The 21555-nt window shown below is 68.7% G+C and carries 21 protein-coding genes and 1 tRNA gene; 11 read left to right on the forward strand and 11 right to left on the reverse strand.

The window, feature by feature from the left end; genetic code table 11:
• The 6 genes from pyrF to A7E77_RS14155 all read right to left on the reverse strand — a co-directional run bounded on the left by pyrF (position 1) and on the right by A7E77_RS14155 (position 5512).
• Positions 1-672, reverse strand: a complete 672-nt coding sequence (pyrF, locus tag A7E77_RS14130; RefSeq protein WP_063688913.1) for an orotidine-5'-phosphate decarboxylase — start codon at positions 670-672, stop codon at positions 1-3.
• Positions 669-974 carry a lipopolysaccharide assembly protein LapA domain-containing protein gene (locus tag A7E77_RS14135; RefSeq protein ID WP_017978644.1) on the reverse strand — a complete coding sequence of 102 codons (306 nt, stop codon included), beginning with the start codon at positions 972-974 and terminating at the stop codon, positions 669-671. The genes pyrF and A7E77_RS14135 overlap by 4 nt, the downstream gene beginning before the upstream one ends.
• 54 nt (positions 975-1028) lie before the next feature.
• Positions 1029-3320, reverse strand: coding sequence for a patatin-like protein (locus A7E77_RS14140; RefSeq protein ID WP_063688916.1), 2292 nt, complete (start codon positions 3318-3320; stop codon positions 1029-1031).
• Positions 3320-4030 (reverse strand): endonuclease/exonuclease/phosphatase family protein, encoded by a 711-nt coding sequence (locus tag A7E77_RS14145; protein ID WP_063688919.1) that lies wholly within the window; start codon positions 4028-4030, stop codon positions 3320-3322. The genes A7E77_RS14140 and A7E77_RS14145 overlap by 1 nt, the downstream gene beginning before the upstream one ends.
• A 40-nt stretch (positions 4031-4070) precedes the next feature.
• Positions 4071-4146, reverse strand: a tRNA-Thr gene (locus tag A7E77_RS14150).
• Positions 4147-4195: 49 nt separating this feature from the next.
• Positions 4196-5512 carry a replication-associated recombination protein A gene (locus tag A7E77_RS14155; protein WP_063688922.1) on the reverse strand — a complete coding sequence of 439 codons (1317 nt, stop codon included), beginning with the start codon at positions 5510-5512 and terminating at the stop codon, positions 4196-4198.
• Positions 5513-6063: 551 nt separating this feature from the next.
• Between A7E77_RS14155 and A7E77_RS14160 the strand changes: the two genes are divergently transcribed.
• Together A7E77_RS14160 and A7E77_RS14165 are read left to right on the forward strand one after the other, a co-directional pair.
• Positions 6064-6684: a PadR family transcriptional regulator gene (locus A7E77_RS14160; RefSeq protein ID WP_063688925.1), complete on the forward strand. Its 621-nt coding sequence runs from the start codon at positions 6064-6066 to the stop codon at positions 6682-6684.
• Positions 6681-6983, forward strand: a complete 303-nt coding sequence (locus A7E77_RS14165; protein WP_063688927.1) for a DUF2218 domain-containing protein — start codon at positions 6681-6683, stop codon at positions 6981-6983. The genes A7E77_RS14160 and A7E77_RS14165 overlap by 4 nt, the downstream gene beginning before the upstream one ends.
• 464 nt (positions 6984-7447) lie before the next feature.
• Here the strand turns inward: A7E77_RS14165 and A7E77_RS14170 are convergent, their stop codons facing one another.
• Positions 7448-8605, reverse strand: a complete 1158-nt coding sequence (locus tag A7E77_RS14170) for a glycosyltransferase family 4 protein (protein ID WP_063690005.1) — start codon at positions 8603-8605, stop codon at positions 7448-7450.
• A gap of 277 nt (positions 8606-8882) precedes the next feature.
• On the opposite strand from A7E77_RS14170, the gene radA reads away from it, so the two are divergent.
• The 5 genes from radA (at position 8883) to A7E77_RS14195 (ending at position 13721) form a co-directional block, all read left to right on the forward strand.
• Positions 8883-10256 (forward strand): DNA repair protein RadA, encoded by a 1374-nt coding sequence (gene radA, locus A7E77_RS14175; RefSeq protein WP_017978651.1) that lies wholly within the window; start codon positions 8883-8885, stop codon positions 10254-10256.
• A 370-nt stretch (positions 10257-10626) separates the two neighbouring features.
• On the forward strand, positions 10627-11202 hold the full coding sequence (locus tag A7E77_RS14180) for a CvpA family protein (protein WP_063688930.1): 576 nt from the start codon (positions 10627-10629) through the stop codon (positions 11200-11202).
• A complete protein-coding gene (locus A7E77_RS14185; RefSeq protein WP_063688933.1) occupies positions 11199-11636 on the forward strand; it encodes an iron-sulfur cluster assembly scaffold protein in 438 nt (145 codons plus the stop codon). Before A7E77_RS14180 ends, A7E77_RS14185 begins: the two co-directional genes overlap by 4 nt.
• Positions 11629-13395: a cation:proton antiporter gene (locus A7E77_RS14190; RefSeq protein WP_063688936.1), complete on the forward strand. Its 1767-nt coding sequence runs from the start codon at positions 11629-11631 to the stop codon at positions 13393-13395. Before A7E77_RS14185 ends, A7E77_RS14190 begins: the two co-directional genes overlap by 8 nt.
• Positions 13392-13721 (forward strand): DUF423 domain-containing protein, encoded by a 330-nt coding sequence (locus tag A7E77_RS14195; protein WP_063688939.1) that lies wholly within the window; start codon positions 13392-13394, stop codon positions 13719-13721. Before A7E77_RS14190 ends, A7E77_RS14195 begins: the two co-directional genes overlap by 4 nt.
• Before the next feature lie 49 nt (positions 13722-13770).
• Here A7E77_RS14195 and A7E77_RS14200 read toward each other — a convergent pair whose 3' ends face one another.
• The 4 genes from A7E77_RS14200 to A7E77_RS14210 form a co-directional block, all read right to left on the reverse strand.
• Complete coding sequence (locus tag A7E77_RS14200; protein WP_063688941.1) at positions 13771-15531, reverse strand: aspartyl protease family protein; 1761 nt, start codon at positions 15529-15531, stop codon at positions 13771-13773.
• 228 nt (positions 15532-15759) lie between these two features.
• Complete coding sequence (locus tag A7E77_RS17455; RefSeq protein ID WP_017978657.1) at positions 15760-15900, reverse strand: DUF2256 domain-containing protein; 141 nt, start codon at positions 15898-15900, stop codon at positions 15760-15762.
• Complete coding sequence (aroB, locus tag A7E77_RS14205; protein WP_063688944.1) at positions 15900-17003, reverse strand: 3-dehydroquinate synthase; 1104 nt, start codon at positions 17001-17003, stop codon at positions 15900-15902. Before aroB ends, A7E77_RS17455 begins: the two co-directional genes overlap by 1 nt.
• Positions 17000-17569 carry a shikimate kinase gene (locus A7E77_RS14210; protein ID WP_078462313.1) on the reverse strand — a complete coding sequence of 190 codons (570 nt, stop codon included), beginning with the start codon at positions 17567-17569 and terminating at the stop codon, positions 17000-17002. The genes aroB and A7E77_RS14210 overlap by 4 nt, the downstream gene beginning before the upstream one ends.
• A gap of 74 nt (positions 17570-17643) precedes the next feature.
• Between A7E77_RS14210 and A7E77_RS18475 the strand changes: the two genes are divergently transcribed.
• The 4 genes from A7E77_RS18475 to A7E77_RS14225 all read left to right on the forward strand — a co-directional run bounded on the left by A7E77_RS18475 (position 17644) and on the right by A7E77_RS14225 (position 21519).
• Entirely contained in the window at positions 17644-17778 is a 135-nt protein-coding gene (locus A7E77_RS18475) for a hypothetical protein (protein ID WP_018250826.1), read from the forward strand.
• Between the two features lie 238 nt (positions 17779-18016).
• On the forward strand, positions 18017-19618 hold the full coding sequence (locus A7E77_RS14215) for a hypothetical protein (protein WP_226341895.1): 1602 nt from the start codon (positions 18017-18019) through the stop codon (positions 19616-19618).
• Positions 19619-19629: 11 nt separating this feature from the next.
• Positions 19630-20538, forward strand: a complete 909-nt coding sequence (locus tag A7E77_RS14220) for a tyrosine recombinase (protein WP_063688950.1) — start codon at positions 19630-19632, stop codon at positions 20536-20538.
• 33 nt (positions 20539-20571) lie between these two features.
• Entirely contained in the window at positions 20572-21519 is a 948-nt protein-coding gene (locus A7E77_RS14225; protein WP_063688953.1) for an acetyl-CoA carboxylase carboxyltransferase subunit alpha, read from the forward strand.
• Positions 21520-21555 lie beyond the last annotated feature (36 nt).

A 21555-nucleotide genomic window follows, 5' to 3' on the forward strand; every position in this document is an offset into this window, starting at 1 on the left:
CTACAGCGTCGCGCCGATCGCGCGGGCGGCGGCGTCGGGGTCTTCGGCCTGGGTGATCGGGCGGCCGATGACGAGGATCGAGGCGCCGGCATCGAGCGCGGCGCGGGGGGTGACGACGCGCTTCTGGTCGCCGGCGCTGCCGTTGGCGGGGCGGACGCCGGGGACGACGAAGAAGCCCTTGGGCCAGGCCGTCTTGGCCGCGCGCACCTCTTCCCCCGAACAGACGATGCCGTCGATGCCGGCTTCGTGGGCGAGATCGGTGAGGCGCAGTACCTGATCGTGCGCGCTGCCGCTGATGCCGGTGGCGGTGAGATCGTCGGCGTCGAGGCTGGTCAGCATCGTGACCGCGACCACCTTGGTATTGAGCGGGGCGGCGGCCTTGGCATCCTCCAGCATCGCGCGGCCGCCGCTGGCGTGGACGGTCAGGATCGCGGGTTCAAGCGGCCCCAACGCCTGGATTGCCTTGGCGACGGTGTTGGGAATGTCGTGCAGCTTCAGGTCGAGGAAGATCGGTAAGCCGAGCTTCGCCATCTCGTGTACGCCGTGCTGGCCGTGAGCGCAGAAGAATTCGAGGCCGAGCTTGACGCCGCCGACATGGGTGCGCGTGCGTGTGGCTATCGCCTTGGCGCGGGCGAGATCGGGGGTGTCGATCGCGACGTAGATCGGGCTCATGCGACGGGCTCTTCGGCGATGGCCGGTGTTGCGACGGGTGTCGCGACCGGCAGCGCACGGGCGTCGGCCAGCATGCGTTCGCACGTCGTCAGGCGCTGGCGCAGCCGCCAGCGGACCGTGCCGAGATACAGGTAGGTCGGCACGAAGCCGATCAGGAACGTCACCAGCAGCAGCAGCGGCAGGTTCACGTCGGCGATCAGGCCGCTCCACAGATTGATCTGGACGCGCGTCCAATTGCCATAGGTGAACAGCGCCGCGACGAACGCGAGCAGGAACCAGAACAGGATCTTGAGGAACTGCATGCAACACTCCTGAGGTGCGCCGGAGGGTAGCCGCAGCGGCGGAGGAAGGCCAGCCTATCCGATTTCGACACGCAGGCTGGCGAACAAGGCGGGGATGGCGGTGAGCCGTGCTTCCTCTTCGTCGAGGATCGCGCGGAAGGCGGCGCGCTTGATCGCGGCGACGCGGCCGGCCTTCATCCGGACGGTGGCGGGCAGCGTGGAGACGCAGATGTCGATCATCCGTTCGGCACCATGCAGGCGCCCCCACAGATAGTCGTTTTCGCGATAGGCGCGGCTGAAGAAGGCGCCGAAGCTGTTGAACTGGATGCCCTTCAACGTCGCCTCCGCGCCGCCGGAGCGGATCGCGACGGCATCGTCGGGGGCGATGCGATCGACCTTGATCGGATCGAATTCGTCGAGCCCCTCGCCCTGGAGCAGCGGCAGCGTCGCGGTGTCGAAATAGGGGAAGCCCAAATAGGTGAGCAGCAGCGAGCGGCGGGTGGTCTTGTCGACCGTCGCCAGTGCCTCGGCCAGCCGTTCGTCGGTGGCGGCATCGAGCGCGGTCAGGTCGAGCGCCTGGGCTAGTGCATCGAGCAGCGGTGCGGCGTCTTGACCGCGCATCTGCCGGACCAGCATGCCAAGGTGCAGGTGATCGTCGGCGCGCTGGCGGTCGAGATAGGTCGCCAGCGAGGCATAGATCGCTTCGCGCATCGTGGCCGTGCTGCTGGCATCCTCCGCCTCGCCATCGATTTCGCCGAGCCGCCGCGCCATCAGCCGCAAGCGCCGGATGCGGAAGCCGATGTCGAAGGTGCGCAGGAAATCGATCGTCGCCGCGCTTTCCTTACCTGAGAAGCTGGGCGCCGCGCCGCCGAAGCCGCGTTCGGCGATCGCCGCCTCGATCGCGGAGCGGATCCGCTGCCAGCGCTGCTGCCCCAACTCACCGCCGACGCGATACAGCAGCGCGGTGATCGTCGCGACGACGTCGCTGAGCTTGAGGTGGCCATAAGCGGCGTAGCTGTAGCCGGCGCGCGTGGCGGCGGCGGTCTGCGCGCGGCGGCGCCAGGCGACGAGGCGCGCGGGCGTTGGCCGGTCGAGGAACAGGGTGTGGCCGAACAGCGCCTCGATCTCTTCGTCCACCGCCGGGCGCAAGGCAGTGACGATGCCGCGCATCCGGTCGATCCGCTGCGAGCGGGCCGCGATGGCATCGAGATTGTCGCGGATCGGCTGCTGGCGCGGCAGGTCGCTGAGCGCGCCGAGGATGGTCTGGAAGAAGCCGGGCGCTTCGCCAGGCGTGCCCAGGCGGATCTTGATGCCGGGTGAGGGGTCTATGTAGACGAAGCGGCGGTCGATCTCGCGACGGGCGGGGCGTTCCTTCAACGCGTCGATCGCGGGGCGGAAGGGCGCGTTGGCGAGGACCGACCCGTCGATCAGCACGGCCTTGTCGACCTGCCGCGCGGCATATTGGCGTGGCAGCGACCGGCGTAGGAAGTCCTCGCGCCCCGGCCATGCCACGTCGCGCTCGGCGAGCACGCCGTCCAGCTCGCCGACGGTGAAGGGCGGAAAGGCGCCGGGGAAGCTGGAGGTTGCCCGGGCGGCGAAGGCCAGTTCGGGGATCGCGCCGATCGTGCCGGTCGCACCGTGATCCGAAAAGCCGAGCACGACGCGATGTTCGGTTTCGAGCACCTCGGGCGGCGAGTTGAGCTTCAGCCGTTCGGGGTGGCCGGTGAAGTCGGTGCAGGTAACGAACAGGTCGAGCGGCTGGCTGTCGGGCAGCAGGCGCGGGCCGGCTTCGCTGCGCGCCATCGCGTCGAAGGCGTCGAGCAGCAGGCCGGTGAAGGTGGCGCCGCCGAACGGTGGTTCGAACCAGCGCGAGCGGACGAAATGCGACAGCTTGGTGCGCACCTCGTCGCGTGTGGCGTCATCGAGTGCGGCGACCGAATCGGCGCTGCGCCCGGCGGCGACCCAGGCGAGCGGCAGCGCCCACATCTTCGAAAAGCGACTGGCCGGCGCGGCCTCGGGATCGATCAGCGCCTCGACGTCCGCCGAGGTCAGCCACAGATCGGTCAGCGGTTCCAGGCTCTGGCCGGTCGTAATCGCCTGTGCGAGAAAAATGCCGTTGATGCCGCCCGCCGACGCGCCGGCGATGATGTCCGCGAGGACGCGGAAACGGATGCCGGCGAGCGCCTCCATCTCCTCGATCAGTGCGCGATAGACGCCCTGCGTGCCGTCGGCTGGAGGCTCGTCGGCATGGGCGGCACGGCTGGCGCGGACCATGCGCCACACCTCCTTGGTGATGCCGTGCATATAGACCGCGAGGCTGATGCCGCCGTAGCAGACGAGCGCGAGGCGGAGCTCCTTTTCGCGCATCAGGGTGCCACGGCCAGCGTCGCCCAGATGGGCAGATGGTCCGACGTCTTGCGCGCGGCGGCGCTGGCGTGGACACCGCAGTCGGTGACGGTCAGGTCGCGCGACACCATGATCCGGTCGAGCCGCCCGACCGGGCGGCGCGAATGGAAGCTGGGGCCGGTCGCCGCCATGCGATAATCGCGGCCGAAGTCGCGCAGGCACCCGGCGGCGGCGGTCCATTCGTTGAGGTCGCCCATCAGCACGGTCGGACGCCGCTCGCTGCATCCGTCGACATGCGCGCAGATCGCCGCAGCCTGCCGCCGGCGCCACAGGCCGGACAGGTCGAGGTGCATGCCGACGACGCGGAATACGCCGGCTGCCATGGCAACGTCCGCCATCACTGCGCCACGGGGTTCGAGCGCGGGCAGGTGGATGGGGGTGTGGTGGACGATCTCTGCGCTCTTGCGGACGAGGATGACGTTGCCGTGCCAGCCCATCGACAGCGCGCGCATGCCGAAGGGCACGGGCTTCCAGTCGCTGTGGTCGTCGAGCAGGTGGAGCGGCAGCACCGATTCGCGGGTGCCGAAGCGGCGGTCGGCCTCTTGCAGGGCGATGACGTCGGCATCCACCTCGCGCAGCACCTCCAGCACGCGTTCGGGGTTGCGCCGGCGGTCGAGGCCGATCCCCTTGTGGATATTGTAGCTGGCGACCTTCAGGGGACGAAAAACCATTGCGGAGGCGTAACGCCGCCGCGCGGATTTGGTGCCGTTGTGGTGCCGAGTGCAGGGATCGAACCCGCGACCTTCGGTTTACAAAACCGCTGCTCTACCAGCTGAGCTAACCCGGCGCGGCACGCCCCATGCGACAGGCGCGCGCCATAGTCCAGAGGGCGTGCGTCACCGCCGCTTCGCACGCAGGCCGTCCCAATGTGCGAGGCGTTCCTGCAGGCGCGCTTCGAAGCCGCGGCCGGTGGGTTCGTAGAAGGTCTGCGGCGGCAGCTCATCGGGCCAGTAATTGGCGCCGGAAAAGCCGTCCTCCGCATCGTGATCGTAGGCGTAGTTCGCGCCATAGCCGATCTGCTTCATCAGCTTGGTGGGGGCGTTGAGGATATTGGCGGGGGGCATCAGGCTGCCGGTTTCCTTCGCGCTGCGCCACGCCGCCTTTTGCGCCTTGTAGGCGGCGTTCGATTTGGGGGCGGTGGCGAGGTAGAGGCAGGCCTGTGCGATGGCGAGTTCACCCTCCGGCGAGCCGAGGAAGTCGTAGGTGTCCTTCGCCGCGATGCACTGGACCAGTGCCTGCGGGTCGGCGAGGCCGATGTCTTCGACGGCGGCGCGGGTGAGGCGCCTGAGGACATAGAGCGGTTCCTCGCCTGCGGTCAGCATGCGGGCGAGATAGTAGAGCGCGGCCTGAGGATCGGAACCGCGGATCGATTTGTGGAGCGCGCTGATGAGGTTGTAATGGCCCTCGCGATCCTTGTCGTACACGGGCACGCGGCGCTGGAGGAAGGCGGAGAGGCCGGCCGGATCGAGCGGGTCGGGCAGGTCGACCGAGAACAAGGTTTCGGCCTGGTTGAGCAGGAAGCGGCCGTCGCCGTCGGCCTGCGCGATCATCGCGGCGCGCGCATCGGGCGTGAGGGGGAGCGGGCGGTCCTCCAACTGCTCGGCGCGGGTCAGGAGCTTGCCGAGCGCTTCGGGCCCGAGGCGGTGGAGGATCAGCACCTGCGCGCGGCTGAGCACGGCGGCGTTGAGTTCGAACGAAGGGTTTTCGGTGGTCGCGCCGACGAGCGTCACCGTGCCGTCCTCGACATAGGGCAGGAAGCCATCCTGCTGCGCGCGGTTGAAGCGGTGGATTTCATCCACGAACAACAAGGTCCGCTTACCGAGCCGGGCGTGGTCGCGTGCCTCGGCAAACGCCTTCTTGAGGTCGGCGACGCCGGAGAAGACCGCGGAGATGGCGAGGAAGCGCAGGCCCACCGCGTCGGCGAGCAGGCGCGCGATCGTCGTCTTGCCGGTGCCGGGCGGACCCCAGAGGATCATCGACGACAGGCGGCCGGCGGCAACCATGCGGCCGATCGCCCCTTCGGGGCCGGTGAGATGCTCCTGGCCGACGACCTCGGCCAGCGTCTGAGGGCGTAGGCGATCGGCGAGCGGGGCGTCGGCGGCCGGTGGGTTGGGGGTCGGCTCCGGTTCGAGGCCGGTGAGCAGGTCTGCCATGACGGTCAGATAAGGCGTGGGGGGTGGGGCGTCACCCCCGTCGTGATCGGGGGGGGATCCGCCGTTTTGCGCGGCATGAATAACGTGAACACTTTCGCGAGACGACCGAGGTCGATCGTTTCCGTCGTGGTGGTATTAGATCGCGACGGGTGAGATCGCGGGTGTAGCATGGCGCGTGCGGTGTAGGACAGCCGCCGGGCGTTCTGCATTTATAATGAAGGCGTTGCGCCATTTGCGTTTCATCGGGCAGCGGGACCGACCAAACTTCGACGCAAGTAAGTCCTCCCCCGCCAGGGGGAGGTGGCGCCGCCGAAGGCGGTGACGGAGGGGGCGGATGGGAACGCCCCTCGTAATGAAGCGCTACCCTTACCTCCCCCTCCGTCATGCCTTAACGGCATGCCACCTCCCCCTGGCGGGGGAGGACTTTGGGCCCTCACAAATGTCGATCTGCACCGGACCACCGCACCCGCTCAAAATATATCTTGATCGGGCTTGCACCGCCACTTCTGTGATATATCTTGAGTGCATCGAAATACACAAAGGAGCGTACAATGTTTGGTCATGGACATGAACATTGCCACGGGCGGGGATATCGGCACGCACGCGATCACGGTTTCGGACCGCGCGGGGGCTGGGAGCAGTGGGGCGAGAAGCTCGACCAGCGTTTTGCCGAGGTGTTCGGCGAAGGGCGCGGCGGCGGCGGGCGGAGTCGTCGGATGTTCGACGGCAGCGAATTGCGGCTGGTGCTGCTGAAGCTGATCGCGGACGAACCGCGCCACGGCTATGAGTTGATCAAGGCGGTCGAGGAGCTGACCGGGGGCGCGTATGCGCCGTCGCCTGGCATGGTCTATCCGGCGCTGACGATGCTCGCCGACATGGAATTGATCGCCGAGCAGGCGTCCGAGACGACGCGTAAGCGCTATGCGATCACCGAGGCGGGTGCCGCGCACCTCGCCGAAAATGCGGAGCTGGTCGCGGCGCTGATCGCGCGGCTGACCGATGTCGGCGAGCATCGCGCGCGGGCCGATCGCGCGCCGATCCGGCGGGCGATGCGCAACCTGCGCACGGTCCTGCAGACCCGGCTGGAGGCGGGCGACCTGTCCGAAGAGGCGGGGCATGATGTGGCCGAGCTGATCGACGAGGTCGTGCGCAAGATCGAGCGGCTGAAGTGAGCGGCGCGCCCCACATCTCCGTCGTCCGCGTGCCGACGCATTCGGCGAGCCGCTATCTCCAGCAGCTGGCCAAGCACTGGAGCCACAAGATGACGGTGGCCTTTACCGAGGAAGAGGGAACGATCACCTTTCCCAACGGATCGGTGCTGGCGATGCGGGCGGACAGCGAGAGTTTGGATCTGGTGCTGACCGTGCCCGAGGGCGAGGACATGGGCCGTATGCGCGAGGTGGTGGCAAGCCACCTCGACCGGTTCGCGTTTCGCGAGGCGCCGCTGACGTTCGATTGGCGGGAGGGGTAAGGGCTTTCTGTCCTTCGTCATTCCGGCGAAGGCGGGAATGACGAAGGGGAGTGTTCACCCGAAGACGCGACGTAGAAAGAAGATCGGGTGACGCGGAGGCGCGGGCAGAAAGAGTGGGGCGGGTGTCGCTGTCTCTCCGATCGAAGAGACGGCGCAGGCCTTTAAATCCTACCGTCCGTCATTCCCGCGGAGGCGGGAATCCATAACCTCTGACGTTTCGCTTCCATCGCAGACGTTAGCGTGTCTGGATTCCCGCCTTCGCGGGAATGACGTGTGTGGGTGGGGGCGCGGACGGTATACGTGCGCTGGCAGGGCGTTAGCGGGGGGTTCGTCGCTGCCAGCACGCGATCCCATCGTCACCCCGGACCAAGTCCGGGGTGACGGGTCTTCTGGGATTGGTGTAGGGGCCCCTTCAGGGCGTCCGCCCGCTAGGACACGACAAGAGCTGCGGCGGGATGCGGCGCCTAGCGAGCGGCGGACTGTCCGTCGTGCAGTTCCAGGTACGTGTCGAGCACCGCCTGGTTCGCCGTGTCCCAGCGGTATTGCGCGGCCTTGGCGTGGCCGGCTTCGCCCATGCTGGCCTTCAGCGCGGGGTTGGCGACGATGCGTTCGATGGCGTCGGCATAGCCCGCAATGTCTTTCGGATCGACGAGGAAGCCGGTGACGCCGTCCTCCACAAGATCGACCGCGCCGGTGGCGCGCGCCGCGACGACGGGGACGCCGGCGGCCATGGCTTCGGTGGTGACGTTGCCGAAGGTTTCGGTGATCGAGGGGTTGAAGAAGACGTCCATCGACGCGACCGCGCGCCCGAGGTCGTCGCCCGACTGGAAGCCGACGAAGATCGCGTGCGGGGCTTGTTGCGCGAACCAGTCTTCCGCCGGGCCCTTGCCGACGACGAGCACCTTGTGCGGCACGCCGCGGCGGGTGAGCTCTTTCACCACCTCGGCAAAGACGTCGAGGCCCTTTTCCTTCACCAGCCGGCCGAGGAAGCCGATCGCGACCTCATGATCGGCGATGCCGAGGCTGCGGCGCCAGGCACAATCGCGCCGGTCCGGCGTGAAGCGATCGTGATCGATGCCGCGTGACCAGATGGTGATCGGTGTCGTGACGCCCCATTCGCGAAGCGCTTCGCCCATGCTGGGGCTGGGCGGCATGACGCGATCGACGCGGTTGTAGAAGCGCGTCATGATCGCCTTGATCATTGGTTCGATGAAGCCGATCCGATAATAGCGGAAATAGGTTTCGAAGCGCGTGTGGAACGACGCGACCGAGGGCACGCCGTGGCGGCGTGCCCAGGTGACCGCACCGTGATTGAGGAATTCGGGCGCGGAGACGTGGACGATGTTGGGCGCGAACGCCTCCAGATCCTCACGCGTCGCTTTGGGCAGATAGCGGCCCAGGCGATATTCGGCGCGGCCGCCGGGCATCGGGATCGCCGGCACCGACACGAGGTCGCCGGTCGGCGGGAAGGCGGGCGGATCGATCGTCGGCGAATAGACGCGGACCTGCACGCCGCGGTCGAGCAAGTGGCGCACGAGCAGGTTCAGCGCCTGGTTGGCGCCGTCGCGGGTGTAATTGTAATTGCCGCTGAAGAGCGCGACACGAAGGTCCGACGGGTGCATGATGGCGCCGGCCATAGCGTTGCGATTGCGGCGTGACTATGTCGCTTGGGGGTGGTTGTCGACGGTTGGTCTTGTCGCGCGTGCGGTTGCCTCATCCACTCCGTCACCCCGGACTGGTTCCGGGGTCCACCGGGCGGCAGGGGGACGGCTGGAGGCTCGGGACTCCCCCGTGCGGATAAGTGGACCCCGGAACTAGTCCGGGGTGACGGGGGATGCGAAGCGAGCGCAGACCCAAAATCTGTTCCCTTATCGTTCTCATTCCGCTACACCCGTCGCCATGGCGAAACCGCAGAAACGATATGTGTGCCAGGCGTGCGGATCGGTGTCGCATCGCTGGGCGGGGCAGTGCGGCGATTGCGCTGAATGGAATACGCTGGTCGAAGAGGCGGGTGCGGTCGTTACGCCGTTCCAGGCCAAGCATAATCTGCACACCGGTGGGCGGACGGTGCAGCTGGTCGGGCTGGATGCCGAGATCGCGCTGCCCGAACGGATGGCGACGGGAATCGCCGAGCTGGACCGGGCACTGGGTGGCGGCTTCGTCGAAGGGTCGGCGACGCTGATCGGTGGCGATCCGGGGATCGGCAAGTCGACATTGCTGCTGCAGGCGGCGGCGAAGTTCGCGCTGGCCGGGCGGTCGGTCGCTTATGTGTCGGGCGAAGAAGCGGCGGACCAGGTCCGGCTGCGCGCGCGGCGGCTGGGTCTGGGAAGCGCGCCGGTGCAGCTCGCCGCGGCGACCTCAGTACGCGATATCCTGACGACGCTGTCGATCGGCGCGCCGCCGGCATTGCTGGTGATCGATTCGATCCAGACGATGCACAGCGACCTGATCGAGGGCGCGCCGGGCACGGTCAGTCAGGTGCGCGCATCGGCGCAGGAACTGATCCGCTTCGCCAAGGAACGCGGGACCGCGCTGGTGCTCGTCGGCCATGTCACTAAAGACGGGTCGATCGCGGGGCCGCGCGTGCTGGAACATATGGTCGACACGGTGCTGAGCTTCGAAGGAGAACGCAGCCACCAGTATCGCATCCTGCGGTCGATCAAGAACCGCTTCGGTGGAACGGACGAGATCGGCGTGTTCTCGATGCAGAGCGAGGGGCTGGCCGAAGTCGCCAATCCGTCGGCGCTGTTCCTGACGCAGCGCGATGAGGGGGTGAGCGGGACGACTGTGTTCCCGGCGCTGGAGGGGACGCGGCCGGTGCTGGTGGAGATCCAGGCGCTGGTCGTGCGCCTCGCCAGCGGTGCGACGCCGCGGCGTGCGGTGGTCGGCTGGGACAGCGGGCGGCTGGCTATGATCCTGGCGGTGCTGGAGGCGCGGTGTGGTCTGAGCTTTGCGACGGCGGAAGTCTATCTGAACATTGCGGGCGGCTATCGCGTGCAGGACCCGGCGGCGGACATGGCGGTCGCGGCGGCGCTGGTGTCGGCGCTGTCCGAGCGGCCGGTGCCGGTCGATGCGGTGGCGTTCGGCGAGGTCGCGCTGTCGGGCGAGCTGCGCCCGGTGGCGCATGGCGCGCTGCGGCTGAAGGAGGCGGGGAAGCTCGGCTTCGAACGCGCGATGGTGCCGATCGCGCTGGCCAAGGACGACAGCGCATTGCGGCTGACGGGGTTCCGGACGCTGGGGCAGTTCGTGGATCATATGCTGGGGCGGGGGTGAGGGGCTTCGGCGGGTTCGCAGGGAGAGGCGGGGCGGTTGTCTTGCTCCGCCCATGGCTCGTTTCTGCCGTCGTCCCGTCACCGCCGTCATTCCCGCGCAGGCGGGAATCCATAACCTCTGACGTTGCGGCTCTCTCGCTAACGGTAGCGCATCTGGATTCCCGCCTGCGCGGGAATGACGGCGGTGGGTGGGGAAGGCGGGGCGGCAAACGCCGGGCGCCACACGCATGTCGTGGCAATTGGGTAGGGCCGCGATAAAACGTCACGGACGGCGCTCGCGGCGTAGCGGCGTCCCGTTCTCCGCCACGCATCACACTTCATCCGATGCAGGACTAGCCGCGGGCGTTCCGCGTCCTTATTCCCGAGGGTCTATGGGTCTTACCGCACTCGATATCATCGTCCTGCTGCTCGTCGGGGGCGCGGCGCTGCTCGGCGCGCGGCGGGGATTCGTCGCGGAGGTGTTGTCGATGTTCGCCTGGGTGGCGATCGTCGCGATGCTGAAGCTGTTCCACGTCGCGCTCGCGGCCAAGCTGGCGGGGACGGTCGGCACGCCGTCGGGCGCGGCGGTGGCGGCGTTCGCGATCATCGCGGGCGGCACCTATCTGGGCGGCAAGCTCGTCGCCAATGCGATCGGCAAGCGGACGCGCACCTCGATCCTGGGGCCGGTCGACCGGGCGCTGGGCTTCGGCTTCGGCGCGCTGAAAGGGCTGATCCTCGCAAGCCTCGCCTTTCTGCTGGCCGCGTTGCTGGTCGATACCGCGCGTGGCGGGCCGGCACGGCGGCCGGACTGGATGACCCAGTCGAAATGCTACAATCTGCTCAACGCGACGAGCGCGGGGATCGCCGATTTCGTCGATCGTCGCCGTCGCGGGCTGCCCGTGTTCGGTTCGCGCGCGATGCTGGATCGCGAGGCGGGCCAGCCTGACAATGGAAGTGACGCGCGATGAACGCCCCCTTGTACAATGCCGAAATTCTGCGGCTGGCGGCGTCGATCCCGCACCATGAGCGACTGGCGCATGCGCAGGCGACCGTGGAAAAGCGATCGCCGATCTGCGGCAGCCGGGTGACGGTGGACGTAGGGCTGGGCGACGATGGCCGGGTGAAGGAGGTCGGGCTGCTGGTGCGCGCCTGCGCGCTGGGCCAAGCATCGTCGTCGCTGCTGGCGGCGGACATCGTCGGCAAGACCCCCGAGGAGCTGGCCGCGGCGCGCGATGCGCTGACCGCGTGGCTGGCGCGGGAGGGGGATACGCCTGACTGGCCGGGGATCGACGTGTTCACGCCGGCGCTGGATTATACAGCGCGGCACCCTTCGATCCGGCTGGCGTTCGAGGCGGCGGCGGAGGCCGCGTTCGCGGCGCGCGCGGAGACGGCCGATGCATGAGGCGGCCGAGGGCGTGTCGATGCTGCGCGACGGGATGATCCTGCTGGGCTTCGGCCTGGGGTTCGTGCTGCTGTTCCGCCGGATCGGCCTGGGTGCGACGCTGGGTTTCCTGGTCGCGGGCGCGGTCGTCGGGCCGCATGTGCTGGGCCTGGTCGGCGATGCCGAATCGAAGATGGGGATCGCCGAACTCGGCATAACATTGCTGCTGTTCGTCGTGGGACTGGAGCTGAACCCGTCGCGGCTATGGCGGATGAAGCAGGAGATTTTCGGACTGGGGCTGTTGCAGGTCGTCGCCTGCGGTCTCGCCGTAACGGGCGTGATCTGGGCGTTCGCGCATTTCTCCATCCCCGCATCATTGGCGCTGGGCCTGCCGCTGGCGCTGTCGTCGACGGCGCAGGTGCTGCCGATGCTGCAATCGTCGGGGCGGCTGCGCACGCCGTTTGGCGAGCGGGCGTTTTCGATCCTGCTGTTCCAAGACCTGTCGATCGTGCCGCTGATCACGATCGTCGCGGCGATGAGCCGCAACCCCGCCGATGCGGGTGGCCCGCCGGGATGGCTGTTGGCGCTCTACACTGTCGGGGCGGTCGTCGGGCTTATCCTGGCGGGTCGGTTCCTGCTGCGGCCGCTGTTCCGGCTGATCGGTAATCTGGGCGAGCGCGAGATGTTCGTGTTCGCGGCGCTGTTCACCGTCATCGCCAGCGCGGCGTTGATGGAGGCGCTGGGCCTGTCCACCGCACTGGGCGCGTTCATCGCGGGCGTGATGCTGGCGGACAGCCCGTACCGGCACGAGCTGGAGGCGGATGTCGAGCCGTTCCGGTCGATTCTCCTCGGCCTGTTCTTCCTGGCGGTGGGCATGATGCTGGACCTGCAGGCGATCGCCGAGCGGCCGCTGTTCGTCGCGGCGATGGCGGCGGCGCTGATCGTCACCAAGACGGCGGTCATCACCGGCATCGGCATGGCGTTCAAGATGACCTGGCGCAGCGCGCTGGCGCTGGGGCTGCTGCTGAGCCAGGGCGGCGAGTTCGGCTTCGTGCTGTTCGCGCAGGCGCAATCGGGCTTCCTGATAGCACCCGAGGCGGCGAGCCTGTTCGGCGCGATCATCACGCTGTCGATGGCGACGACGCCGTTCCTGATGGCGGCGACCAAGCGGTTCCGTGAGGAGCCGATCGCCAAGGACGAACCGCGCGACGGCCCGACGGCGGACGGCGCCAATGCGATCATCGTCGGCTATGGGCGGTTCGGCCAGACGGTGGGGCAGATGCTGCTGGCGCAGGACATCCCCGTCACGCTGATCGACACCGATATCGAGATGATCGATATCGCCGGCGAGTTCGGTGCCAAGGTCTATTATGGAGATGGCACGCGGATCGACCTGTTGCGACAGGCAGGCGCGGCGGAGGCCGAGCTGATCCTGTTCTGCATGGACGGCGACCAGATTGATGCGGAGATGCTGGAGGGCATCCACGAAGCCTTCCCGAAAGCGGCGATCTACGTCCGTGCATTCGACCGGCGGGCGCTGGTGCGGCTGAAGAAGAGTTCGGCGGTCTACGTCGTGCGCGAGGTGCTGGAATCGGCGATCAAGATGGCGCGGGTCGCGATGCGCGACCTGGGCATCGGGCAGGCGGATATCGATCGGGCGGAGGACATGTACCGCAGCCGCGACAAGGAACGGCTGCGCATCCAGATCGAGGCGGGCGACCTGCGCGCGGCGCGGGCGCTGGTCGCCGAACAGCAACCCTGGGGGAATGACCCGCGATGATCCTTGGCCTGCTTGCCGCGCTGTCGGGCGCGATCGCCGTCGCTGCCGGGGCGTTCGGGGCGCATGGCGCGAGCGGCCCGGCGGTCGATTGGCTGAAGACCGGGGGGCAATATCAGCTGATCCATGCGGTGGCGGCGCTGGTGGCGCTGCGGTTCGAGGCGCGCGGGCCGGCGTGGCTGTTTGTGGTGGGATCGGCGATCTTTGCAGGCACGCTGTATCTGATGGCGCTGGGCGCGCCGCGCTGGCTGGGGGCGGTGACGCCGATTGGCGGCACGCTGCTGATTATCGGGTGGTTGTGGTTCGCCTGGAGTTTGCGAGGGGCTTAGGGTGGCCGCCATTGCTTCGCTCCACTCGCAATGACGGTGGAGGCGGGTTTCAAACGAAACCGTAGCGTTTCGCCCGTGCGGCGATCGTCTTGCTCAGACCCTGGGCGGTGGCGATGTCGCGATCGCCGTCGGCGGTGCGGCCGAGATGGCGTTCCGCGAGGCCGCGGCCGTACAGCGCCCAGACCAGTTTGGGATTGATCGCCAGCGCCGCGGTGAAATCCGCCACCGCGTCGGCATAGGCACCCTGGCGGAAGGCGACGAGGCCGCGGCCGTCGAGGTAATTGGCGTCGGTCGGAACGGCGCGCACCGCGGCGGCGCAGTCGGCCTTCGCCGCGTCGATATCCTTGTTCGGCAACAGGCGCGCCCAGCAGCGGCCGTTCTGCGCTTCGGGCCGGCGGGCGTCCTCGCGATGGCTGGCGAGCCACAGGTCGTATTGGCCGATTGCCGCGTCGAAGGCGTCGGATTCGAGATAGAGCTGCCCCATCCAGAGCCGCTGATTGTCCTCCTTTGGCAGGCGGCCGGCGGCATCGTCGAGGTCGCTGATGGCGCCGGCGTCGTTCCGCGCACGCATTCTGAGTTCGGCGCGCAGCAAGCGGGCACGAACATCGGTGGGATCGATCGCGAGCGTCGTGCCAAGATCGTCCATCGCCAGCACGGGGCGGCGATCGGCGATATAGGCGAGCGCGCGCTGGCGGACGTAGCGCGCTTCCTTGGGCGCGAGCGTGACGGCGTGGCTGAAGGCGTCGATCGCGCCCGACAGGTCATGCTGCGTCTGAAGCATCGCGCCGCGCTGGCTATAGCCCTCTGCCGTCGTCGGCGCGGTGGCATCGACACCGCCGACCGCGGCGATCTGGCTGGCCGCATCGATGTGCGATTTCGCGTCGAACAGCCGGCCGCCGGTATAGGTGAAATAGATGCGATGCTGCGCGTTCGAAACGTACAGCCGGTGCGAGACGAACCAGTCGGCGCCGAGTAGCATGTCGTTGTCGAACGACGGGCCGAGATCCGCGAAATGAAGGCGGATGTTGTGCAATTCCTCGTTGCCGATCTTCAGCAGCGCGAAATGGCCGATCCAGCCTTGTGTGACGTGGCGGCCGATACCGGTTTCCCCGCCCGAAGCCTCGACGCCCGGATCACCGGGGTGGACGCCCGCGCGCGCGGCGGCCTTCAGCGTCAGCACGGTCTGCGCGGCGCCGGTGTCGAAAACGGTCCGGAGCTTCGCGCCGTCCAGTTCGGTGGTGCCGACGGTGTGCGATAGGGCGTTCTGGCGCGCTTCGATGGGGATTTCGAAGAAGGGCTTGCCTTGCGTCCAATAGGCCATGGCGAGCTTGCCGCAGCCCTGCGCGCGGAACAGGCGGACGGCGCCGCCGGGCAGATCGTATTCGACATCGCCGATGCTGAGGACGTTCTGGCCGAGCAGGCCGGTCTGGCCGACGTCGGTGCCGCCGACGAGGAACTGGACCTGCGGAATATCCGCACCGGCGAGGCCGAAGTGGCGGACGGTCGTGAGATCGACGTTCGATTCGCCGCCGATCCCCTTCATGCGCAGGCCGACCGGTGCAGGCTGCAGATGGAGGCCGAACGCCTTGGCGACGGGCGCGGGCATCATGCTGTACGAAGCGCCGCTATCGAGGATGAAGGGGGCGGGCTTGCCGTCGATCGTGGTCTGCACGATCGGGCGCCAGCCCTGCATGGTGATCGGCAGGTTGGCGAGGATGCCCGCCTTGCAGGTGGCGGCCTGGGCGGGGGCGATCGCGGTGGCGGCGAGCAGGGTGGCGGCGATCGCCGATGCCGTGATGTGCCGCGCCATGTGCCGTTCCCCCCATATGTGTGGGGGAGAGGGTAGAGGGGGAAGCTGACAAGTGGCTTACGGGTGGGGGCGTGAGGTGGCGGTTGCCCCACACGTTCCGTCACCCCGGACTGGTTCCGGGGTCCACTCCGCGGCGAGGGGGGTGGTTCGAGCCTCTTGCCGCCCCCTGGCGGCCCGGTGGACCCCGGAACCAGTCCGGGGTGACGGTGAGTGTGGGGCGGAGCGTTGCTACCGTTTCTTGCGGCAGGCGTCGGAGCAATAGACGACGTTGTCCCAGTCGCGCGCCCATTTCTTGCGCCACGTGAAGGGGCGGTTGCAGGCGGGGCAGACCTTGGTCGGCAGGTCGCGCTTGGCGGTGCCGTTGGGCATCAGCGCGGCTGCCGGTCTAGGAATGCCTCGACGTCGGCGAGGTCGACGGTCTTGTCGAGGTAGGTCTGGCCGATGCCGCGGGCGAGCAGGAACGGCAGGGTGCCGGCCGCCATCTTCTTGTCGTGACGCATATGGTCGACCAGGCGCGCGCCGCTGGCGGCAATGCCGGCGGCGGCGAGGCCATCGGGCAGGCCGACGGCGCGCATGTGCGCGGCGACGCGGGCGGCGTCGTCGGGCGCGCACAGGCCGTGCGCGGCGGAATAGGCGAAGGCGAGCGCGCAGCCGGCGGCGACGCCCTCGCCATGGATCAGGCTGCCGTCGAAGCCGGCTTCCGCCTCCAGCGCATGGCCGAAGGTGTGGCCGAGGTTGAGCAGCGCGCGCGTGCCGTTGGTTTCGTGTTCGTCGGCGGCGACGATGCGCGCCTTGGCGGCCACCGCATGCGCGATGGCATAATGGCGCGCGGCGGGGTCGCCAGCGAGCAAAGCGGCGCCATTGGCTTCGCACCAGGCGAAGAAGGCGGGATCGTCGATCAGGCCGTATTTGACGACCTCGGCATAGCCGGCGCGGACTTCGCGCAGGGGCAGCGTATCGAGGACGGTCGGGTCGATCAGCACCAACGCGGGCTGGTGGAAGGCGCCGATCAAATTCTTGCCGGCGGCGGTGTTGATCGCCGTCTTGCCGCCGACCGAGCTGTCGACCTGTGCGAGCAGGGTGGTGGGCACCTGCACGAAATTGCAGCCGCGCTTCAGGATGGCGCAGGCGAAGCCGACGAGGTCGCCGATCACGCCGCCACCGATCGCGATGACATGGTCGCCGCGCTCGACGCCGAGGCCGAGCAGCCGGTCGCACAGCTGGCTGAGGTGCGGCCAGCTCTTGGTGCCCTCACCCGGCGGCAGGACGATCGTCTCGCTGGCGACACCGGCCGCGGCGAGGCTGTCGCGCACGGTGTCGGCATGGGGCAGGACATGGTCGTCGGTGACGATCGCCATCGTGCGGCCGCGGGCGAGCGGGGCCAGATGCTCTGCGGCGCGGGCGAGCAGGCCGTCCTCGATCAGGATAGGGTAGCTGCGGTCGCCCAGTTCGACCGTGACGCGCGCGCTCATGCCGGCTTCCCCGGCTGACGGATCGCCTTCAGGATCGCATTGACCGTGGTTTCGTGCGGCGACTTGTTGCTGGTGATGTGGATATGCGCCTCGGCATAGATCGGGTTGCGGATCGCGGCGAGCTCGGCCAGCACCGCGCGCGGGTTCTTGCCGCGCAGCAGCGGGCGGGTGTCGCGCCGGCCGACGCGCTCGGCGAGCACGTCCGGGTTGGCGTGCAGCCAGATGGCGGTCGACGATTCGAGGATCAGCGCGCGCGTATCGGGATTGATGAACGCGCCGCCGCCGGTCGCGATCACCTTTGGCGTGCCGTCGATCAGCCGCGCGATGACGCGGCGTTCGCCGTCACGGAAATAGGCCTCGCCGAAGCGTTCGAAGATTTCGGCGATGGTCATGCCCGCCGCCTCCTCGATCGCGTGATCGGCATCGACGAAGGGCAGGCGCAGGCGGGCGGCGAGGCGGCGCCCCACGGTCGACTTGCCGACCCCCATCAACCCGACGAGCACGATCGCGCGTGGCGGTTTCGCGGGGGCATGATCGTCGGACGGGGGAACAGCGCTTTGCAACATCGGTCTCGGCGCTATACAGCGGGTCAGGACGGGGCAACAGCTCCGGTTTGCGTTTACGTGTTGCAAGGTACGGTATGTCCCGCTTCGTCCTTTCCGTCATCGTCGTTCTCGTGGTGATCGTCGGTGGCCTGTTCCTGCTCGCCGGTCGGGCCTCCGAACGGCCGCAGACCCATGTCGAGAAGGCCGTGACGCTTGCCAACCTCAGCTAGGACGCGCGTCCGCCTGCTGGCCCGGGGTGCGGCGCTGACCGCGATCGCGATCGCGGCGGTGCCGGCGTTCACCTCCGCCATCGGGCAGGAGCGTCCCGAATCGATCCTGCCGCCGGGCTTTGGCGAGCCGGCGTCGCAGCCGGCGGCGCGGCCGACACCGGCGCGCACGGGTGCGTCTGCCGCGCCCGCCCCGGCCGCGAGCGGCACGCCGGCGTCCGGCCAGGCGGCCGGCGCCGGCATGATCCAGCCCTTGCCCAGCGATACGCCGACGCCCGTCGCCAGCGCGACGCCTACTCCGGTGGCGACGATCGATCCGTCGGTGCTGGCGCAATATGAGATGCCGGCCTTTGCCCGGCGGTCGCTCGACCGGGTCGGCCCGGCGGGCGTGCGCGAGGGCGGGCTGGAGGCGAATGCCTTCGCCGGTGCGGACGGGCGGTTCGCCGAGGCGTTGATGCGCCGGGTGGCTGCACCGCTGCCGTCGCGCTGGCTGTCGATCCTGCTGCGGCGGACGCTGGCAGCGCAGCTCGACACGCCCGAGAATGTCGACGGCGCGGACTTTGCCGCCGAGCGTGCGTGGCTGTTGCTGCGCATGGGCGAATCGGTCGCGGCGCGAGCCGTGGCGCAGAGCGTCGACAATGCGAACTACACGCCGAAACTGTATCAGGTCGCGATGAACACCGCGCTCGCCACGGGTGATCCGGGCGAGCTGTGCGGGATCGCTGATGCAGGCCTCGCCGCGACGCACGAACGCGGCTGGACGATGGCGCAGGCGATGTGCGCGGCGCTTGCCGCCGAGCCGGGCCGCGCCAAGACGCTGCTCGCGGCGGCGAAGCGGCGTAACGTCGCGAGCGGCATCGATTATCAGCTGGCACAGAAAGTGGTCGGCGCAGGTCCCGATGGTGGGCAGGCGGTGACGATCGAATGGGCGGGCGTCGACGTGCTGACCGCGTGGCGCTTCGGCCTCGCGATTGCGACCGGCGTGACCGTGCCCGATACGCTGTTCGCGACCACCGGGCAGCAGGCGCGCTATTGGTACGCGCTGTCGCCGAGCGTGCCGCTGGGCGATCGTGTGCGCTATGCCGAGGCGGCGGCCGGACAGGGCGTGCTATCGTCGGCGGCGTTGGTCGATCTGTATGGCGCGGTGGATGCCGCGAACGATATGCCGAGCGGTGCCGCGGCGGCGGCGAACGATCTGCGTGCCGCCTATGTCGGTAATGACGTGGATACGCGGCTGGCGGCGATGCGGCGGCTGTGGGGCGGGGACGATAAGGGCGCCGAGCCGTCCTATGCGCGGCTGGTGCTGACCGCGCGCGCGGCGGGGCGCTTGCCGGCGCGGCTGGGCGTCGCCGATGCACGCTACCTCGTTGCATCGATGCTGACCGCGGGGCTCGATCGCACCGCGACGCGCTGGCGTCCGGCGGTGGAAGAAGGCGGCGACGCCTGGGCGATGATCGCGCTCGCCGATCCGGATATGACGGGGCAATTGAGCTATCGTCAGCTGTCCTCCTACGTCGGGCGTGGCGATGCGGCGCTGAAGCAGCGGCTGTTCTTTGCAGGCCTTGCCGGGCTGGGGCGGCTCTCCGCCGACGATATCGAGCGGGCGGCGAAGGCGCTGGACGTGCGGATCGGTGCCGAGAACACGTGGACGCGGGCGATCGACCGTGCGGCAGCCGACGGGCAGCAGGGCATGGTCGTGGTGCTCGCCGCGATCGGCATGCAGACGCCGCGCTGGGACGGCGTGCCGCCTGCGATGCTCTACCGCATCGTCGGCGCGCTGCGCGCCGTGGGGCTGGAGGGCGAGGCGCGGATGATCGCGGCCGAGGCGCTGGCGCGGGCCTGATCGCCGGGATCATGGCCACCGACCGCGCGCTGATCGAGCGGTTCCTCGAGATGCTGGCCGCCGAAGCCGGGGCCGCGTCGAATACCATCGCGGCCTATCGTAGCGACCTGTCGCTGGCGTCCGAGGTGCTGGGCGGCGGGCTGGTGGAAGCGGATGCGGCGGCGTTGCAGCGGCTGGCGGAGGCATGGCGCGCGCTGGCGAAGAGCAGCGTGGCGCGCAAATCGGCAGCGTTGCGGCGGTTCTATGCCTTTCTGGTCGACGAGGGGCATCGCGCGGACGATCCGGGGGCGGCGTTGCCCCGGCCGGGGACGGCGCGGCCGCTGCCTAAGGTACTGAGCGTTGGCGACGTCGATGCGCTGTTCGGCGTGATCGGCGATCGGCTGGCGTTGGCGACGCCGACGCGCGCCGACCTGCGGCTCGCGGCGCTAATCGAGCTGTTGTACGGATCGGGATTGCGCGCGACCGAGCTGGTCAGCCTGCCGCGCAATGCCATCCACCCCGACCGGCCGTTCCTGATCCTGAAGGGCAAGGGCGGGCGCGAGCGGCTGGTGCCGATATCCGACCGCGCTCGCGCCGCGGTGGCGGCGTGGCGGGTGCATGTCGCGGCGGATCGCGCGTGGCTGTTCCCGTCGGGCAAGGGGCATTTGACGCGGGTGCGCCTGTATCAACTGGTGAAGGCGCTGGCGGCGGAAGCGGGCATTCCGTCCGATCGGGTCAGCCCGCACGTGCTGCGCCATGCCTTTGCGACGCATCTGCTGGCCGGTGGCGCGGATTTGCGTGCGTTGCAGGCGATGCTGGGCCATGCCGATATCGCGACGACCGAAATCTATACGCACGTCGACGCCAGCCGCCTCGTCGCGCTGGTCAACACGCGTCATCCGCTGGCGGACCCCGAACGGCGCGACAGCGGGACGCGTTGACGCGACGGGCTGTGGCCCGTAACCGGCGGCACTATGGCGAGCTTCCTCGAATTTGAAAAACCGATTGCCGAACTGCAGGGCCGGATCGACGAACTGCGGGCGACCGCGGCGGATGGCACCGTGGACATCGCTGCCGATCTGGTGCGGCTGCAGGGCAAGTCGGACAAGCTGCTGCGCGACACGTTCGCAAAGCTGACCCCGTGGCAGAAGACGCAGGTCGCCCGGCATCCCGAGCGGCCGCATTTCAAGGATTATGTCGCCGGGCTGTTCGACGAGTTCGTGCCTCTGGCCGGCGACCGGGCCTTTGCCGACGACCAGGCGATCATGGGCGGCTTCGCAACGTTCCGCGGCACGAAGGTGATGGTGATCGGCCACGAAAAGGGCTCCGACACCGCCACCCGCCTGCGCCACAATTTCGGCATGGGCAAACCCGAAGGCTATCGCAAGGCGATCCGGCTGGTCGAGATGGCCGACCGGTTCGGCCTGCCGGTGGTGACGCTGGTCGACACGATGGGCGCCTTCCCCGGCATCGAGGCGGAAGAGCGTGGCCAGGCCGAGGCGATCGCGCGCTCGACCGAGGCGTGCCTGGCCGCGGGCGTCCCCGTCGTTGCCGCGATCGTAGGCGAAGGCGGATCGGGCGGCGCGATCGCGCTGGCTGCGGGCAATCGCGTGCTGATGTTCGAACATGCCATCTATTCGGTGATCAGCCCCGAAGGCTGCGCGTCGATCCTGTGGCGCACCGCGGACAAGGCGGCGGAGGCGGCCGAGGCGATGCGTGTGACGGCGCAGGACCTTAAGACCTTCGGCGTGATCGACACGATCGTGCCCGAGCCGCTGGGCGGCGCGCATCGCGATCCCGCCGAGGCGATCCGCCTGCTGGGCGATGCTCTGCGCGATGCGCTGGCCTCACTGTCGGGTCGCGATGCCGCGACGCTGCGGCGCGAGCGGCGCGAGAAGTTCCTGGCGATGGGGCGGCTGTAAGACACGGCCAACTGCCGGTGCGGGACGGTAGCTTCC

Source organism: Sphingomonas sp. NIC1 (genome assembly GCF_001638925.1).
GTDB classification, from domain to species: Bacteria; Pseudomonadota; Alphaproteobacteria; order Sphingomonadales; family Sphingomonadaceae; genus Sphingomonas; species Sphingomonas aquatilis.

What these genes read in the sequence shown, in the direction of transcription:
- A7E77_RS14220 (WP_063688950.1), top strand. Translation starts at nt 19,630, where the DNA reads ATGGCCACCGACCGCGCGCTGATCGAGCGGTTCCTCGAGATGCTGGCC.
- A7E77_RS14225 (WP_063688953.1), top strand. Translation starts at nt 20,572, where the DNA reads ATGGCGAGCTTCCTCGAATTTGAAAAACCGATTGCCGAACTGCAGGGC.
- A7E77_RS18475 (WP_018250826.1), top strand. Translation starts at nt 17,644, where the DNA reads ATGTCCCGCTTCGTCCTTTCCGTCATCGTCGTTCTCGTGGTGATCGTC.
- A7E77_RS14210 (WP_078462313.1), bottom strand. Translation starts at nt 17,569, where the DNA reads ATGTTGCAAAGCGCTGTTCCCCCGTCCGACGATCATGCCCCCGCGAAA.
- A7E77_RS14160 (WP_063688925.1), top strand. Translation starts at nt 6,064, where the DNA reads ATGTTTGGTCATGGACATGAACATTGCCACGGGCGGGGATATCGGCAC.
- A7E77_RS14140 (WP_063688916.1), bottom strand. Translation starts at nt 3,320, where the DNA reads ATGCGCGAAAAGGAGCTCCGCCTCGCGCTCGTCTGCTACGGCGGCATC.
- A7E77_RS14195 (WP_063688939.1), top strand. Translation starts at nt 13,392, where the DNA reads ATGATCCTTGGCCTGCTTGCCGCGCTGTCGGGCGCGATCGCCGTCGCT.
- aroB (WP_063688944.1), bottom strand. Translation starts at nt 17,003, where the DNA reads ATGAGCGCGCGCGTCACGGTCGAACTGGGCGACCGCAGCTACCCTATC.
- A7E77_RS14135 (WP_017978644.1), bottom strand. Translation starts at nt 974, where the DNA reads ATGCAGTTCCTCAAGATCCTGTTCTGGTTCCTGCTCGCGTTCGTCGCG.
- A7E77_RS14180 (WP_063688930.1), top strand. Translation starts at nt 10,627, where the DNA reads ATGGGTCTTACCGCACTCGATATCATCGTCCTGCTGCTCGTCGGGGGC.
- radA (WP_017978651.1), top strand. Translation starts at nt 8,883, where the DNA reads ATGGCGAAACCGCAGAAACGATATGTGTGCCAGGCGTGCGGATCGGTG.
- A7E77_RS14185 (WP_063688933.1), top strand. Translation starts at nt 11,199, where the DNA reads ATGAACGCCCCCTTGTACAATGCCGAAATTCTGCGGCTGGCGGCGTCG.
- A7E77_RS14215 (WP_226341895.1), top strand. Translation starts at nt 18,017, where the DNA reads ATGATCCAGCCCTTGCCCAGCGATACGCCGACGCCCGTCGCCAGCGCG.
- A7E77_RS14145 (WP_063688919.1), bottom strand. Translation starts at nt 4,030, where the DNA reads ATGGTTTTTCGTCCCCTGAAGGTCGCCAGCTACAATATCCACAAGGGG.
- A7E77_RS14200 (WP_063688941.1), bottom strand. Translation starts at nt 15,531, where the DNA reads ATGGCGCGGCACATCACGGCATCGGCGATCGCCGCCACCCTGCTCGCC.
- pyrF (WP_063688913.1), bottom strand. Translation starts at nt 672, where the DNA reads ATGAGCCCGATCTACGTCGCGATCGACACCCCCGATCTCGCCCGCGCC.
- A7E77_RS14170 (WP_063690005.1), bottom strand. Translation starts at nt 8,605, where the DNA reads ATGCACCCGTCGGACCTTCGTGTCGCGCTCTTCAGCGGCAATTACAAT.
- A7E77_RS14155 (WP_063688922.1), bottom strand. Translation starts at nt 5,512, where the DNA reads ATGGCAGACCTGCTCACCGGCCTCGAACCGGAGCCGACCCCCAACCCA.
- A7E77_RS17455 (WP_017978657.1), bottom strand. Translation starts at nt 15,900, where the DNA reads ATGCCCAACGGCACCGCCAAGCGCGACCTGCCGACCAAGGTCTGCCCC.
- A7E77_RS14190 (WP_063688936.1), top strand. Translation starts at nt 11,629, where the DNA reads ATGCATGAGGCGGCCGAGGGCGTGTCGATGCTGCGCGACGGGATGATC.